Annotated in this window: 14 protein-coding genes; 1 reads left to right on the top strand and 13 read right to left on the bottom strand. The window is 72.6% G+C overall.

From position 1 onward, the window contains the following. Positions 1-12 precede the first annotated feature (12 nt). The 6 genes from Actob_RS06120 to pepN are packed head-to-tail and all read right to left on the bottom strand — an operon-like array spanning position 13 to position 6,240. The gene (locus Actob_RS06120; RefSeq protein WP_284919072.1) at positions 13-426 is read right to left on the bottom strand and encodes a hypothetical protein; all 414 of its coding nucleotides are present in this window, start codon (positions 424-426) and stop codon (positions 13-15) included. 35 nt (positions 427-461) lie between these two features. Further along, positions 462-1,085 carry a histidine phosphatase family protein gene (locus Actob_RS06115; RefSeq protein ID WP_284919071.1) on the bottom strand — a complete coding sequence of 208 codons (624 nt, stop codon included), beginning with the start codon at positions 1,083-1,085 and terminating at the stop codon, positions 462-464. Next, a complete protein-coding gene (rsfS, locus tag Actob_RS06110) occupies positions 1,082-1,486 on the bottom strand; it encodes a ribosome silencing factor (protein ID WP_284919070.1) in 405 nt (134 codons plus the stop codon). Before rsfS ends, Actob_RS06115 begins: the two co-directional genes overlap by 4 nt. A 59-nt stretch (positions 1,487-1,545) precedes the next feature. Then, the gene (gene nadD, locus Actob_RS06105) at positions 1,546-2,151 is read right to left on the bottom strand and encodes a nicotinate-nucleotide adenylyltransferase (protein ID WP_284919069.1); all 606 of its coding nucleotides are present in this window, start codon (positions 2,149-2,151) and stop codon (positions 1,546-1,548) included. Between the two features lie 26 nt (positions 2,152-2,177). Then, on the bottom strand, positions 2,178-3,680 hold the full coding sequence (locus Actob_RS06100; RefSeq protein ID WP_284919068.1) for an ATP-binding protein: 1,503 nt from the start codon (positions 3,678-3,680) through the stop codon (positions 2,178-2,180). Positions 3,681-3,738: 58 nt separating this feature from the next. Next, positions 3,739-6,240, bottom strand: coding sequence for an aminopeptidase N (pepN, locus tag Actob_RS06095; RefSeq protein WP_284919067.1), 2,502 nt, complete (start codon positions 6,238-6,240; stop codon positions 3,739-3,741). A 254-nt stretch (positions 6,241-6,494) separates the two neighbouring features. Here pepN and trpS point away from each other — a divergent pair, with 254 nt between their 5' ends. Next, entirely contained in the window at positions 6,495-7,487 is a 993-nt protein-coding gene (trpS, locus tag Actob_RS06090) for a tryptophan--tRNA ligase (protein WP_284919066.1), read from the top strand. Positions 7,488-7,497: 10 nt separating this feature from the next. Here trpS and Actob_RS06085 read toward each other — a convergent pair whose 3' ends face one another. From Actob_RS06085 to Actob_RS06055, 7 genes are all read right to left on the bottom strand, one after another. Then, entirely contained in the window at positions 7,498-7,920 is a 423-nt protein-coding gene (locus tag Actob_RS06085) for a GNAT family N-acetyltransferase (RefSeq protein WP_284919065.1), read from the bottom strand. Between the two features lie 57 nt (positions 7,921-7,977). Continuing rightward, the gene (gene obgE / locus Actob_RS06080; RefSeq protein ID WP_284919064.1) at positions 7,978-9,474 is read right to left on the bottom strand and encodes a GTPase ObgE; all 1,497 of its coding nucleotides are present in this window, start codon (positions 9,472-9,474) and stop codon (positions 7,978-7,980) included. Positions 9,475-9,645: 171 nt separating this feature from the next. Then, positions 9,646-9,903, bottom strand: a complete 258-nt coding sequence (gene rpmA / locus Actob_RS06075; RefSeq protein ID WP_189336223.1) for a 50S ribosomal protein L27 — start codon at positions 9,901-9,903, stop codon at positions 9,646-9,648. Between the two features lie 8 nt (positions 9,904-9,911). Further along, complete coding sequence (gene rplU, locus Actob_RS06070; RefSeq protein WP_014688346.1) at positions 9,912-10,226, bottom strand: 50S ribosomal protein L21; 315 nt, start codon at positions 10,224-10,226, stop codon at positions 9,912-9,914. A 177-nt stretch (positions 10,227-10,403) separates the two neighbouring features. Next, positions 10,404-10,910, bottom strand: a complete 507-nt coding sequence (locus Actob_RS06065; RefSeq protein WP_284919063.1) for a hypothetical protein — start codon at positions 10,908-10,910, stop codon at positions 10,404-10,406. Positions 10,911-11,015: 105 nt separating this feature from the next. Next, positions 11,016-14,282, bottom strand: a complete 3,267-nt coding sequence (locus Actob_RS06060) for an Rne/Rng family ribonuclease (RefSeq protein ID WP_284919062.1) — start codon at positions 14,280-14,282, stop codon at positions 11,016-11,018. Between the two features lie 130 nt (positions 14,283-14,412). Beyond that, complete coding sequence (locus Actob_RS06055; protein WP_284922247.1) at positions 14,413-15,147, bottom strand: TIGR03936 family radical SAM-associated protein; 735 nt, start codon at positions 15,145-15,147, stop codon at positions 14,413-14,415. Positions 15,148-15,163: the final 16 nt, after the last annotated feature.

The raw sequence follows: 15,163 nt of genomic DNA, 5'->3' as shown, positions 1-15,163 counted from the left end.
GCCCGCCGGGCCTCAGCGTGGCGTGACCGAGGACACGATGAACGGCTCACCCTGCTGGCAGGTGGACATCATGCCGGGTTTCGGGGTGCCGGTGACCCGCACCTCGCTGCCCACCGGAGCGGCGGCGCGGAGCGACTCGTCGTCGAAGACCAGCAGGTGGGTCGCCGACGCGGCCTGCAGGAGCAGGCACCCCGGCTCCACCCCGGCGACCACCGTGCCGGTGATCGTGGTGGTCGTGCCGCCGGCCGGTTTCCCGGTGGTGGTGAGCTCCGGACGGGGGCTGGCCGGCGCCGTGGACGGCACGGCCGCCGACGGCACGGCCGCGGACGGCGCCGTGCCGGCCGAGCCGGCCTCCTCCCGCGGCTGCGCGCAACCGCCGAGAAGCAGCGAGAACAGGACCGTGGGAAGGACGATGCGACGGATCATGGCAGTGAGACGCTCCGGGGTGATGAACGGTTCCGTCAGACCGGTGGGGGGACCGGCCGCTCGGCGAAGACGCCCACGTTGTACGCCCCCAGCTGCCACCCGCGGGACTCGTCGTGGGACAGCTCGACCCAGTGGCAGTTCTGCAGCGCGCGCAGCGTCCGGATCTGCTCGCGGGGCCAGCCGAGCAGGTACGCGATACCCTGCCGGGCCGCCGCCCCGTGCGTGGCGACCACCACCGTGTCACCGAGGGTGGCCGCGTCGCGCAGCGCCTCGCCGACCCGTTTGCCCATCACGTCGAGGGCCTCCACGTCGCCGCCGACGTCCTCGCCCGCGGTCCAGCGCGCATACTCCGCCGGGCGCTGCTCGGCCACCTCGGCCATGGTGAGGCCCTGCCAGGCGCCGAAGTAGCGCTCGCGCAGCCGCTCGTCGTGGGTCACCAGGTGCCCGGTACGAGCGGCCAGCGCGGCGGCGGTGTCGGCGGCACGACGCAGATCGCTGGAGACGATCGCGTCCGGCCGCATCGCCGCCAGCAGGGCGGCCGCCTCCGCCGCCTGCCGGCGACCGAGATCGTTGAGCGGCACGTCGGTCTGCCCCTGGACGCGGCTGCCCGCGTTCCAGTCGGTGTTGCCGTGCCGCCAGACCAGCAGGCGGGTGGTCACGGAATCTCGGCGCCGGCGGCACCCGCGTCGACCATGTCGCGGTCCACGAACGCGAGGGTCGGGCAGTCCTTCCACAGCTTGTCCAGGGCGTAGAACTCGCGCTCCTCGGTGTGCTGCACGTGGACCACGATGTCGATGTAGTCCAGCAGCACCCAGCGGCCCTGCCGCTCGCCCTCGCGACGCACCGGTTTCGCCTTCTCCGGCAGGTTGACCAGGGCTTCCTCGATGGCGTCGACGATCGCGACCACCTGACGCTCGTTCGACGCGGAGGCGATCACGAACGCGTCGGTGATGGCGAGCTGGTCGCCCACGTCGATGATGGAGATGTCCTGCGCCTTCTTGTCGGCGGCGGCCTGCGCGGCCGCCATCGCCAGCTCATAAGCGCGCTCATTAATGGGCAAAAGAGGCCCTTCCTGCCAAAAGGTCCGACTCGGTCGGGTTCAACAACAGGTCAAGTCTCTCACGCGGGTCCGACAATCCCCGAGTCCCGATAGAGCCCTCGCTTGTTGATGTACTGCACGACACCATCCGGGACCAGATACCAGACCGGCAGACCGGACGCCACCCGCTGCCGGCAGTCGCTCGACGAGATGGCCATGGCGGGCACCTCGACCAGCGTCACCCGGTCCTCGGGCAGGTTCGCCGCGGAGAGCTCGAAGCCCGGCCGGGTCACGCCGACGAAGTGCGCCAGCCCGAACATGGTGAGCGCGTCCCGCCACGACATGATCCGGGACAGGGCGTCGGCGCCGGTGATGAAGTACAGCTCGGCGGACTGGCCGTAGACCGCCCGCATGTCCCGCAGGGTGTCGACGGTGTAGGTCGGCCCGTCCCGGTCCATGTCCGCCCGGCTCACGTGGAAGCGCGGGTTGGAGGCGGTGGCGATGACCGTCATCAGGTAACGGTCCTCGGCCGGCGAGACCCGGCCCTTCTGGTACGGCTGGCCGGTCGGGACGAAGGTCACCTCGTCCAGCTCGAACCGGGCCTGCACCTCGCTCGCCGCGACCAGGTGGCCGTGGTGGATCGGATCGAACGTCCCACCCATGATCCCGACGCGCCTGTTGGACATCGCAGAAGAATAGCGCCGGGAGCGGCTCAGCCGTCTAGGCGTTTCCGGACGGCGGTCAGCAGATCTTTGGCGGAGAACGGCTTCTCCAACAGGACCACACCGGGGTCCAGGTTGCCCTGCGAGGCCAGCACCGGCTGGGCATAACCGGACATGTAGAGCACCCGTGTCGCCGGCCGTACGTCGGTCAGCCGCTCCGCCAGCTCCTTGCCCAGCATCCCGGGCATCACCACGTCACTGAGCAGCAGATCGATCTCGCCGCCGTGCCGGGCGGCCACCTCCAGAGCCTTCTGCCCGCAGTCCGCGGCGAGCACCTGATAGCCCGCTCCGGTCAGGATCCGGCCCGCCACGTCCCGCAGCGCGTCCTCGTCCTCGGCCACCAGCACGGTCTCGCCGTGCCCGCGGGTGGCGGCCGGCGTCTCCTCGGCCGCCTGCGCCGGCACCGGCTCACCGGCCGGCAGCACCACCGTGACCGTGGTACCCAGGCCCGGCTCACTGGTCAGGCTCACCTCGCCACCGGCCTGGGTGACGATGCCATAGACGGTGGCCAGCCCGAGCCCGGTCGCCTCGCCCTTGGGCTTGGTGGTGAAGAACGGGTCGAACGCGCGGTCCACCACGTCCGGCGGCATGCCCCGGCCGGAGTCGCTGACCCGCAACCGGACCCGGTCACCCAGGCTGCCGGTGTCGATCACCAGGTTGCCGCCGTTGGGCATCGCGTCCCGGGCGTTGGCCGCCAGGCTGACCAGCAGGCGCTCGACCTGCCCGGCGTCCCAGGTGACCGAGGGCAGATCCGGGCCGGGCCGGTAGAGCAGGGTGATCTGGTCGCCGAGCGAGGCGCGCAGCGTCTCCTCCAGGCCGCCGATCACCGCGTTCAGGTCGAGCGGCTGCGGGCGGGCCACATCCCGGCGGGCGAAGGCGAGCAGCTGCTGGGTGAGGTCGGTGCCGCGGGTGCCGGCCCGGACCACCTGCCGGGCGTCGGCGGCTATCGCGGCGAGGTCCGGCTCGGAGCCCTCGGCCTCCTCGATCACGAAGTTCGCGTAGTTGAGGATCACCCCGAGCATGTTGTTGAAGTCGTGCGCGATGCCGCCGGCCAGCTGGCCCAGGCTCTCCAGCCGCTGGCTGCGGTGGGCGTGCGCCTCGGCGCGCAGCCGGTCCTTCTCCTCCTCCGAGCGCAGCCGTTCGCTGATGTCCCGGACCACCGCGACGGTGAACCGGCCCTGCGGCGCCTCGACGACGGTGGCGGACGACTCGACCGGGAACTCGGTGCCGTCGCGCCGGCGGGCGCTGGTCACCACGGTGCTGATGGAGCCGGGCCGGGCCGACCCGATCAGCTCCCGGCGTCCCGCCACCAGGGCCCGGGACTCGTCGGTGAGCAGCACGTCGACGGACTGGCCGACCAGGTCGGCGCTGTCCCAGCCGTACATCTGCGCGACCCGATCGTTGGCAAGCACGATCCGCATGCCGTCGAGGACCAGGATCGCGTCCGGCGCGGCCTGCAGCAGGCCGCGCGACAATTCAGCGGACCATTCCACGCATTCACCCCCGCAGCACCAGGCTACGGGGTTCATGCCTACAAAACCGGAATTCCGGTCAGATACCGAGGCCCCGGGCCAGCAGCGCGCGGCGCATGTCGTCGTCGTGGTCCTGCACCACCCGGCGCAGGATCGGGTTCAGGTCCGGCGCGGCCAGCAGGCCGGCGGCCAGCTCCCGGGTCGGCTCGGCGACCATCACCGCCGGGTACGCCGCGATCGCGATCTTCTCGGCGCTCATCCCCGAGCGGATCCGCATCATCTCCGGCATCTCGGCGAAGTACCGCGTCACGTACGGCTCCAGCAGGTCCCGCTGCTCGGCCTGCCAGAACCCGATGGCGGTCAGCTCGGCCAGCCGGTTGGACAGCGTGGCGTCGCCGACGACAGCCGCCCACGCCGCCGCCTTGGCCGCCGGATCGGGCAGCGCGGCCCGGCACCGGGCGGCCCACTGCTCGCCGCTGGCGCTGCGGTCGGCGGCCAGCTCGGCCTCGATCGCCGCCGGGTCTGTCGCGCCCAGCACGGCCAGCCGGTAGCGGATCAGCCAGCGCAGGTCGGCGTCGACCGCCAGCCCCTCCGGCACCCCGTCGCCGGCCAGCCAGCCGTGCAGCCGGGCGGTGTCGGCGGTGGCGCCGATCAGCCCGCGCGCCGCGGCCAGCTGCCGGGAGCCGCCGGCCGGCGAGGCGGCGAGCAGCCGGTCGGCGGCCTGGGCGACCAGTTCCAGGGCGGCCGGCCGGGTCTCCGCCGTGGCATACCTGTCGACCAGCCCCCGGGTGGCGCGCAGCACGTCCTCGACGATCACCGTCTCGGTCTCCACCGGCAGCGCGGTGAGCACCTGGGCGACCAGCTCGGCCACCGGGCGCTCGCCGTCGACCACGGCGTCCAGCGTCGAGGCCCAGATGACCGCGCGAGCCAGCGAGTCGGTGAGCAGCGGCAGCAGCAGCGGCACGGCAGCCGCCGAGTCCTCGTCGAGACGGATCTTTCCGTACGCCAGATCCCCGTCGTTGAGCAGCAGCAGGTCGGCCACCGGCTGCCCGGCCAGCGCCGGCAGCACGGTCCGTCCGGTCGCGTCCAGCTCCGCCTCGATCAGCTCCCGGCGGACGACGGCGCCGTCCCGGTGGTCGTAGAGCCCGATCCCGACCCGGTGCGGGCGCAGCGTGGGGAACCCGTCCGGCGCGGTCTGCACGATCGCCACCTCGGCGTAGGTCCCGCCGTCGCGCCGGGTCTCGACCCGCAGGGTGTTCACCTGCGCCCGGCGCAGCCACAGCTCGGCCCAGCCGGACAGATCCCGTCCACCGGCCTCGGCCAGCGCGCCGAGCAGGTCGGCGAGCGTGGCGTTGCCGTACGCGTGCGCCGCGAAGTGCGCGTTCACCCCGGCCAGGAACGCCTCGTCGCCGAGCCAGGCGACCAGCTGCTTGAGCACCGAGGCGCCCTTGGCGTACGAGATGCCGTCGAAGTTGAGCAGCGCCTGGTCGGTGTCGGCCACCTCGGACGGCGCCACCGGGTGGGTGGACGGCCGCTGGTCGGCGCGCAGCCCCCAGGCCTTGCGGTGCAGGGCGAAGGTGGTCCAGGTGCCGGTGTACCGGGTCGCCTCGGCGGCCACCCGGGAGCCCAGGTACTCGGCGAACGACTCGTTCAGCCACAGGTCGTCCCACCAGGCCATAGTGACCAGGTCACCGAACCACTGGTGGGCCATCTCGTGGGCGATGACGCTGGCCCGGTACTCCCGCTCGGTGTACGTCATCGCGGAGCGCGGCACCAGGTCGTCCCGGAACACCACGAGACCCGGGTACTCCATCGCGCCGAAGTTGAACTCCGGGGCGAAGGCCTGCTGGTAGTGCCCGAACGGATAGCGGATCTCGAACATCTCGTGGAACCGGTCCAGGCACTGCTTGGTGATCTCGAAGATCTCCCCGGCCTGGGCGTCCAGCTGCTCGGCGAGCGCGGCCCGGGCGTACAGCGCCAGCGGGATGCCGTCGTGCTCGTCGACGCACACGTGCCACGGGCCGGCGATCAGGCTCGCCAGGTAGGTGGAGATCCGCTCGGTGGCCGCGAACTCCCAGCGGCCGCCGTCGCGGGAGACCAGCCGGCCGTTGGTGGCGACCGTCCACTCCGCCGGCGCGGTGACGCTGACCCGGAACGACGCCTTCAGGTCGGGCTGGTCGAAACTGGGCAGCACCCGGCCCGCGTTGTTGATGAACAGGTGCTGGTAGAGGTAGACCGCGCCGTCGGCCGGGTCGGTGTACCGGTGCAGGCCCTCGCCGTTGTTCGAGTACCGCATCGTCGCGTCGACGACCAGCTCGTTCGCCTCGGCCAGGCCGGTCAGCGCGAGCCGGGCCCCGTCGGCCGCCGTGGCCGGGACCGGCTTGCCGTTCAGCGTCATCGAGGCGACCTCGACCGGCTCGAACTCCAGGAAGGTCGCGGCGCCGGGCCGGGCCCGGAAACGGACCACGGTGCGGGATCGGAAGGTGTCACCGTCCCCGGTGAGGTCCAGATCGACGTGGTAGCTCTCGACGTCGACGACGGACGCCCGCTCGGCGGCCTCGGCACGGGTCAGGGTCGGCATGTCGACAATCATGCCGGTACCCGTGTCCGCCCGTGCGGGCACGTCGGCGATCACTTGCCCGGGGCACCGCCGCCGCGCTAGCTTCGGTACATGCGCGCGTTCGTGAACAACTGGTGGCGGCCCTGACCGGGCGGCTCACCACGACGCGCATGTGACTCATTCGCGGCCGCCCACTCCGGGGCGGCCGTTTTTCGTGTGACGGGTGTGTCTCCGGGGACGGGCGGTCTTCGTACCGTAAAGATCGGAGACCTCGCATGACCACCACCGTGACCGCGGCGCCGGCCCGGACCCGCCGCCTCACCGGCTTCCAGTCGACCGGCGAGCTGCATCTGGGCAACCTGCTGGGCGCGCTGCGCCCGCTGATCGCGGCGCAGGACGCCGCGGATTCCATCGCGCTGATCGCGGACCTGCACGCGATGACCGTCGAGCACGACCCGGCGCGGGTCCGTGCCTGCGCGCTGGAGCAGGCAACGATCATGCTGGCTGCCGGCGTCGACCCGGAGCGCACCCCGATCGTGCTGCAGTCCCAGGTCCGGGAGCACACCGAGTTGCACTACCTGCTGGAGTGCGTGGCCGGCCACGGCGAGGCGGCCCGGATGATCCAGTTCAAGGAGAAGTCGGCGGCCGGCGGTCCGGTCCGGCTCAGCCTGCTCACCTACCCGGTGCTGATGGCCGCGGACATCCTGCTCTACGACGTCGACCAGGTGCCGGTCGGCGAGGACCAGACCCAGCACCTGGAACTCACCCGCACGCTCGCGGTCAGGTTCAACACGAAGTACGGCGAGACCTTCCGGGTGCCCGACGGGATCCGCCCGGACTCCGCGGCCCGGATCATGGATCTGGCCGAACCGACAGCCAAGATGAGCAAGAGCAGCGGGACCGGCCGGATCGGCCTGCTGGACCCGCCCGAAGTGATCCGCAGGACCGTCGCGCGGGCCGCCACCGACACCCTCGGGCTGGTTCGCCGGGACCGGGCGAACCAGCCCGGGGTGAGCAACCTGATCGACATCCTGGCCGCGTGCACCGGCCGGCCGCCGGCCGACCCGACCTCCTACGCGGCGCTCAAACGGGAGGTCACCGACGCGGTGGAGGCGCTGCTCGCGCCGATCCGCGCGCGGCACGCCGAGCTCGCGGCAGACCCGGCTTTCGTACGGCGGGTGCTCACGGCCGGCGCCGAGCGGGTACGCCCGATCGCCGCGGCGACGGTGCACCGGGCACGCGCCGCCATCGGCCTGCTGGCGGACTAGCGCCGTCCGGTCAGGAAACCGGCGCTACCGCCGGGAGGCTCTTCTCGAAGCGGGTGCCGGCGCCGACCTGCCGGTATCCGGAGGACTGGCACAGGGCGATCGCCGCGGGCAGGTCGGTCTCCAGCCGGATGACCGGGCGGCCCGCGGCGAGGACCTCCTCCTCGACGGCCACGATCAGCTGCCGGGCCAGGCCGCGGCCGCGGTACGCCGGGCGGACGTACATGCGCAGCAGCTCGGCGGTCCCGTGCTCGCGGGCCCGCCAGGCGGCGCAGGCCACCGCCCGGCCGTTCACCACACCCAGCAGATACGCCACGTCATCGTCCGGCTCGAATATCGCGCCCGCGCCGGCCCCGGCCTCGGCCAGTTCGCGCTGCTGAGCAGCCACGAGAGCGGCGAGTTCGGGGTCCAGGGCGGGTCGCGATTCGATCAGCACCCAGGTGACTCTAGGTGATGACCGTTTCCTGCGGGTTGCGCGGAACTGGCCGGTCCGCTATTCGTCGGTGTCGTCCTCGTCGGTGACCAGCACCGGAACCTGCGAGTTGGCGACGCTGGTGACGGTGCCGTCGGCGGCCATGTGGGCGATCTCGTCCTCGGCGCGCACCCGGCGGGCCTTGCGGGCGGCGAGCCGCTGTGCCGCGGAGGGCCGGGTGTCCAGCTCCTCCAGGCGGGCGTCGGTGCCGCGCGGGCCGGAGACGTACTCCCCCGCGTTCGGCTGCCAGTCGAACTCGCGGGTGCCGATCCGGACCGGGTCGCCGGCCTGGGCGCCCAGCTTGCCGAGCTTCTCCTCGACGCCGAGCCGCTCCAGCCGGTCGGCCAGGTAGCCGATCGCCTCGTCGTTGTCGAAGTTGGTCTGCTTGATCCAGCGCTCCACCTGAGCGCCACGGATCACGAAGACGCCCTCCTCGTCCCGCTCGATGGTGAAGCCGGTGTCGTCCACCGCGCGCGGGCGCAGCACCAGCCGGGTCGCCTCGACCACCGGCTTGGCGGCGCGGAACTCGGCGACCGCCTTGGCCAGCGCGTAGCCGAACTCCTTGAGACCCTCCCGGGTCACCGCGCTCACCTCGAACACCTGGAAGCCGCGGGCCTCCAGGTCGGGCCGGACGATGTCGGCCAGGTCACGCCCGTCCGGAATGTCGATCTTGTTGAGCACCACGAGCCGGGGCCGGTCCTCCAGGCCGCCGTAGGCGCTCAGCTCGGCCTCGATCGCGTCGAGGTCGGCCAGCGGGTCCCGCTCGATCTCCGGGGTCGCCGCGTCCAGCACGTGCACCAGCACCGAGGTGCGCTCGATGTGCCGGAGGAACTGCATGCCCAGGCCCTTGCCGGTGGCCGCGCCGGGGATCAGCCCGGGCACGTCGGCGATGACGAACGTCTCCTCGCCGGCCTGCACCACACCCAGGTTCGGCACCAGCGTGGTGAACGGGTAGTCGGCGATCTTCGGCTTGGCCGCCGAGAGCACCGAGATCAGCGACGACTTGCCGGCCGACGGGAAACCGACCAGGCCGACGTCGGCGACGCTCTTCAGCTCCAGCACCACGTCCAGCTGGTCACCCGGCTCGCCCAGCTCGGCGAAGCCCGGGACCTTGCGGCGGGTGTTGGCCAGCGACCGGTTGCCCCGGCCGCCGCGGCCACCGCGGGCCACCTCGAACTCGGTGCCGGCGCCGACCAGGTCGGCCAGCACCTCGCCGTCGGTGGTCAGCACCACGGTGCCGTCCGGCACCTTGAGGACCAGGTCCTTGCCGTTCGCCCCGTCCCGGTTGGCGCCCGCGCCACCGCCGCCGTTGCTCGCCTTGACGTGCGGGTGGAAGTGGAAGTCCAGCAGGGTGTGCTGCTGCGGGTCGACGACAAGCGTGATGCTGCCGCCGTGGCCGCCGTTACCGCCGTCCGGGCCCCCGAGCGGCTTGAACTTCTCCCGGTGCACGGAGACACAGCCGTGCCCGCCGTCACCCGCCTGCAGGTGCAGCACGACCCGGTCGACGAACGTGGTCACGGCTCAACTCCTCGTTTTTCCGGCCCGCGGCTTCTCCGCTCGCGACCGCATGGTCCCTGTTCGCCCAACGCCGGCCAGGGTCACCGTCTTCCCACGCCCTTGATCGGCGGCTGTGGCACAAACAAAAGCGGGCCGTGGACCTCGAGAGGTCCGCGGCCCGCTTCGGCAGTATTACTCCGCGACCGGCACGATGCTGACGGTCTTGCGGCCACGCGCGGTGCCGAACAGCACGTTGCCCGCGGAGAGCGCGAACAGCGTGTCGTCAGCGCCCCGGCCCACCAGGTCGCCCGGGTGGAACTTGGTGCCACGCTGGCGGATCAGGATCTCGCCGGCCTTGACGAGCTGGCCGCCGAAGCGCTTGACACCGAGCCGCTGAGCGGCGGAGTCACGGCCGTTGCGCGAGCTGGATGCACCCTTTTTATGAGCCATGTCTACGCCTACTTCCCGCTCTTGATGCCGGTCACCTTGACGCGGGTCAGCGGCTGGCGGTGACCCTGGCGCTTGTGGTAGCCAGTCTTGTTCTTGAACTTGTGGATCCGGATCTTCGGACCCTTGGTGTGCTCGGCGATCTCGCCGGACACCGTAACGTTGGCAAGCTTGGCCGCGTCGGTCACCAGGTTGTCACCGTCGACGAGGAGGACCGCGGCGAGCGTCAGAGCGTCGCCGGGCTCGCCCACGAGCTTCTCGACCTCGATCACGTCGCCCTCGGCAACCTTGTACTGCTTGCCGCCGGTCTTGACGATCGCGTACATAGGACGCGGACTCCCTGAGACTTACGCAGCCGGAAACATAAGCTGCTGGCGGATACTGCTGGGGTCTCGGCGCGGATGGCCGGTCATTGGGGTGACCGAGCCGGGCGCACGAGACAGGCGCCGAAAAAGCGCCGTCGGCAAGCCTACTTCATCGGCGAGCCGAGAGCCAAAACGGGGTTAGCTCTCGCCGCAGGCCTTGGCCAGCTTGGCGTCGATCTCGGCGAGCCGCTTGTCGTCAATCCTGGCGAAATCACCCTTCAGGGCGGTCACCTGGCCGCCCATCGACGCGAGCGCCTTCTTCAGGCCCGGGTCGGAGGTGAGCTTCGACATGTCCAGCAGGGCGTACGCATACCCGTCCACGGTCCGGGTGACCTTCTCCTTGGCCCGGGCCCTCGCCTCGGCCCCCTGCGCCTTGGCGCCGAGGAACACCCGGTAGTCGGCGGCGAAGTTGGTGCCGAAGCTCTCCCCGGTCCGGGCGGCCTGGGCGCAGATGGCCTTGGTGTCGCTCGCCAGCGCCGCGTCGGCGGAGGCGGCCACCGCGGGGTCGGCCGCGGCAGTGGTCGCCGCCGCGGTGGCGGCCCGCGGCGGAGCCGTGGTGGTGGTTCCCGGCTCGCCGTCATCGGAACAGCCGGCGGCGAGCAGGGCGAAGGACAGAGCGGCAACGGCCGCGAGGTGACGTCGCACAGGGATCTCCTCGGGGGACGGGGATCGGCCCGCCGAGGGTAACGGAAAACCCGCCCAGGTAGTTAACCTTCTTTACAGCTAACTTCCCGGGCGGGTTTCCTCAGCTCAGGGACGGGTGCGGCGACGAGCCCCACCACGGCGGGACCGGCGACGGCCGGTACCGGCGCCCACCCCGTCGTCGTCCTCGTCCTCCTCGGCGGCGTCCGGGTCGTCCGCGCCGACCAGCCGCATCGGCTCCTGGTCGTCCGGGAGATCCGCGTCGTCGGCCTCCGCCGTCTCGTACCGGGACAGGTCGTAACCGCTCATGTCGTATTCGTCGTCGTCCGACGTGGTCAGCGCCGGCCGCGCCGCACGGATCACCCCGGAGCGGATCACGCCGGAACCGGCCACCGGAGCGACCGGAGCCTCCGGCGCCGGTGGCATCTCGGCCACCTCCGCCGCCGGACCCGCCTGCTCGGCCTCGGCCTCCAGGGCCGGCGCCGGCTCGATCACCGGAGGCTCGGCCTGGACCAGCGGCTCGGCCTGAACCGGCTGCTCCACCGGCGCGGGCTCGCCGCCACGGCGCCGCCGCGACCGGCCGGTGGCCGCCGCCGGCTGTGCCGGGGCCTCGGTACGCGCGGCCGCCGCCACCGCCTTCACCTGGGTGCTCGCGCCGCCGCCACCGTTGCCGCCGCCGCCACCGTTGGACCGCTTCTCCGGCACCGGCTCGGGGTGGATCAGCACGCCCCGGCCCTTGCAGTGGTCGCAGGTCTCGCTGAACGCCTCGAGCAGGCCGGCACCGATCCGCTTGCGGGTCATCTGCACCAGGCCGAGCGAGGTGATCTCGGTGACCTGGTGCTTGGTCCGGTCCCGGCCCAGGCACTCGGTCAGCCGGCGCAGCACCAGCTCCCGGTTGCTCTCCAGCACCATGTCGATGAAGTCGATCACCACGATGCCGCCGAGGTCGCGCAGCCGCAGCTGACGCACGATCTCCTCGGCCGCCTCCAGGTTGTTGCGGGTGACCGTCTCCTCGAGGTTGCCGCCCGCGCCGGTGTACTTACCGGTGTTGACGTCGACCACCGTCATCGCCTCGGTCCGGTCGATCACCAGGTGACCGCCGGACGGCAGGAAGACCTTGCGGTCCAGGCCCTTGAGGATCTGCTCGTCGATCCGGTGCTCGGCGAAGACGTCGGCCATCCCGGTGTGCCGGTGCAGCCGCTCGACCAGGTCCGGCGAGACCGAGTGGAGGTAGCTCTCCACCTCGGCGTACGCCTGCTCGCCCTGCACCACCAGCTCGCGGAAGTCCTCGTTGAAGAGGTCCCGGACCACCCGGATCACCAGGTCGGGCTCCTCGGAGAGGGCCCGCGGGGCGTTACCGTCGGCGGCCTTGGCCTGGATGTCCTCCCACTGCGCCTGCAGCCGCTTCACGTCGCGGGCCAGCTCGTCCTCGCTGGCACCCTCGGCGGCGGTCCGGACGATCACGCCCGCGCCGTCCGGTACCAGCTTCTTCAGGATGTCCCGGAGCCGCTTGCGCTCGGTGTCCGGCAGCTTGCGGCTGATCCCGGAGGCGTTGCCGTTCGGCACGTAGACCAGGTGCCGGCCGGAGAGCGCGATGTGGCTGGTCAGCCGGGCACCCTTGTGACCGAGCGGGTCCTTGGTGACCTGCACCAGCACCGAGTCGCCGGAGCGCAGCGCCTGCTCGATCGAGCGGGCCCGGCCCTCCAGCCCGGTGGCGTCCCAGTTCACCTCGCCGGCGTACAGCACCGCGTTGCGGCCCCGGCCGACGTCGACGAAGGCGGCCTCCATGCTGGGCAGCACGTTCTGCACCTTGCCCAGGTACACGTTGCCGACCATGGTGCCGGAGGTGGCCCGGGCGACGTAGTGCTCGACCAGGATGCCGTCCTCGAGCACCGCGATCTGGGTGCGGTCGGCCTTCTGCCGGACCACCATGACGCGGTCCACCGCCTCACGGCGAGCCAGGAACTCCGACTCGCTCAGGATCGGCGGGCGGGTACGGCGCTGCTCACGGCCGTCCCGGCGGCGCTGGCGCTTGGCCTCCAGCCGGGTCGACCCGGAGACGCCCTGCACCTCGTCGGTGCGGCGCGGCTCACGAACCCGGACGACGGTGTGCACGCCGTCCTCGATGCCGCCGGTCTCGGCGTCCCCGCCGGAACCCTTGCGGCGACGACGGCGGCGCCGGCGGGTCACGCCACCCTCGCCGTCCTCGGTCTCCTCGTCCTCGGCCTCGTCGTCGGCGGACGCCTCGGCGTCGCCCTCGTCCTCGGACTCCGCGTCGCCGTCCTCGGCCTCGTCGGACGGGCCCTTGCCCCGGCCCCGGCCGCGGCGGCCACGCCGGCGGCGACGGCGGCCACCGGCCTCGTCGTCGTCGTCCTCGGCGCCGTCCTCGACGTCGTCGGCGCCCTCGTCGATCTCGTCCAGCACCGGCTGCTCGGCCGGCTCGACGGCGGCCGGCTCGGCCACCGGCTCCTCGGCGGCACCCCGGCGACGGCGGCGGCTGCGCCGGGTGCCCTCGGCGGGCTCCTCGGTCACTGCCTCGTCGGTGACCTCGGCCACGGCCTCCGCCGCAACCTCGGCGGCCTGGGTCGCGGCGGGCTCGGCGGCGGCGACCGGCGCGAGCGGGTCGGCGACCGGGCGGCGGCGCCGGCTCACCGGCGCGGGCGCGGGCGGGGTCTCCGCCTCGGGCGGCATGAACAGCACGGCCGGGGGCAGCGCGGCGCGGCGGGCCCGGCGGGGCCCGGCGGGCTGCTCCTCGACGAAGTCGTCGTCCAGCGGGAGGATGCCGACCACCGGAACGTCGGCGGGCTTCTCCTCCTCGGCCTCGGCCGGCTCCTCGGCCGCGACCGGCTCCTCGACCGGGGCGGGCACGACCGGCTCCTCCGCCGGGGTGGCCGCGGCGAGCTCCCCGACCGGGGCGGGCGCGACCGGCTCCTCGACCGGGGCCGCCGCGGGCACCGCCTTGCGGCGGCTGCGAGTGGCCTTTTTCACCGGCGCCGGAGCGGGCTCCGCGACCGGCTCCGCGGCGGAGGCGGAGGCGGAGGCGGGAACGGAAGCGGCGGCACCGACGGAGGAGGAGTCGTCGGAGGTGGAAGCAGCCGGTTCCTCGGCGGGGGCCGCCGCGGGCACCGCCTTGCGGCGGCTGCGAGTGGCCTTTTTCACCGGGGCCGGAGTGTCAGCGGGCTCGGCGCCCGCGTCCCCCTGCGCGGTGGCAGCGGCCGGCTCGGCCTCCGCCGGCGGCGCGGCCGCTTTTCGCCGCGTGGTCCGCGCGCGGCGGGCCGGGGTGGTAGCGGTGGCGGCATCGGCGGGCGGCGTGACCGCCCCGTCCCGTTCGCCGCCCTGTTCTCCCAGGTTGGCTGGGGGCTCGTTATCGAGCATGGGCGCTCTCCAGTTCTGGCGGCCCCGGGCGCGGGTGAGCGCTGCCACGCAGGGTCGCTGCAAGTGTTTCGGGCCCGTCCGAGCCGGACGGGCTGCCGAAGTCTGTCAATGAACGCCGGCCGGAATCCGGTCAGCGCTCGCCGATGCCGACGGCCTCGCGATCCGCCTCCAACGGATCGACGATCTCCCCCTGCGCGGTGAGTGTGCCCTGGGCCAGCCGGGTTACCCGAGGGGGAACCGGCGGCTCCAGGCCAGCCACCACGCGCAGGCCGGAAAGGACGTCATCGGGCCGTACAGCGGGCGTTACCTGCCGTACGACAAGGTCGATTATCGCACACGGTACTCCACCGGCCCCGGAAGGTAGGTCCGGCTCTCCTACCACCATGCACCGATTCACCGCCGCGCGCGCGTCGAACGACCGGCGACCCTGTTTGGTCATGCGTTCGACCAGCACCTCGTCGGCGGCGAGGAAGGCGGCCACCGCGTCGCGCGCGGCGGCCGGATCGACCTCGAACAGCTCCAGGCGCCAGCGGGAGGCGTCGATCCGGTCGGCCAGGCTGCCCTCGCCGGCCCGGACCGCCTCCAGCACGTCCAGGCCCGGCGAGAGGGCCGCGTCCAGGGCGACCCTCAGCTGCTCCGGGTCGACCTCGGCTTGCAGGCCGATCTCGAGGTACTCGGCCTCGCTGCCGACGCCGGTGGGCGCGGCACTGGCGTACGAAATCTTGGGGTGTGGGGTGAAACCCTGGGAGAAGGCGATCGGCACACCGGCGCGGCGCAGCGCGCGCTCGAAGGCGCGGGCGAAGTCGCGGTGCGAGGTGAAGCGCAGCGGTCCGCGCTTCGCATAGCGAAGGCGGATCCGCTGCACGACCGGGGCCTGACCG

Source organism: Actinoplanes oblitus, from assembly GCF_030252345.1.
GTDB lineage: Bacteria > Actinomycetota > Actinomycetes > Mycobacteriales > Micromonosporaceae > Actinoplanes > Actinoplanes oblitus.
This window is presented reverse-complemented; position numbering and strand designations above follow the sequence as displayed.

Bases quoted from the DNA above. Each gene is read 5' to 3' on its own strand.
- trpS (WP_284919066.1), top strand. From the start codon at position 6,495: ATGACCACCACCGTGACCGCGGCGCCGGCCCGGACCCGCCGCCTCACC.
- nadD (WP_284919069.1), bottom strand. From the start codon at position 2,151: ATGTCCAACAGGCGCGTCGGGATCATGGGTGGGACGTTCGATCCGATC.
- rpmA (WP_189336223.1), bottom strand. From the start codon at position 9,903: ATGGCTCATAAAAAGGGTGCATCCAGCTCGCGCAACGGCCGTGACTCC.
- rplU (WP_014688346.1), bottom strand. From the start codon at position 10,226: ATGTACGCGATCGTCAAGACCGGCGGCAAGCAGTACAAGGTTGCCGAG.
- Actob_RS06120 (WP_284919072.1), bottom strand. From the start codon at position 426: ATGATCCGTCGCATCGTCCTTCCCACGGTCCTGTTCTCGCTGCTTCTC.
- Actob_RS06060 (WP_284919062.1), bottom strand. From the start codon at position 14,282: ATGCTCGATAACGAGCCCCCAGCCAACCTGGGAGAACAGGGCGGCGAA.
- pepN (WP_284919067.1), bottom strand. From the start codon at position 6,240: ATGCCGACCCTGACCCGTGCCGAGGCCGCCGAGCGGGCGTCCGTCGTC.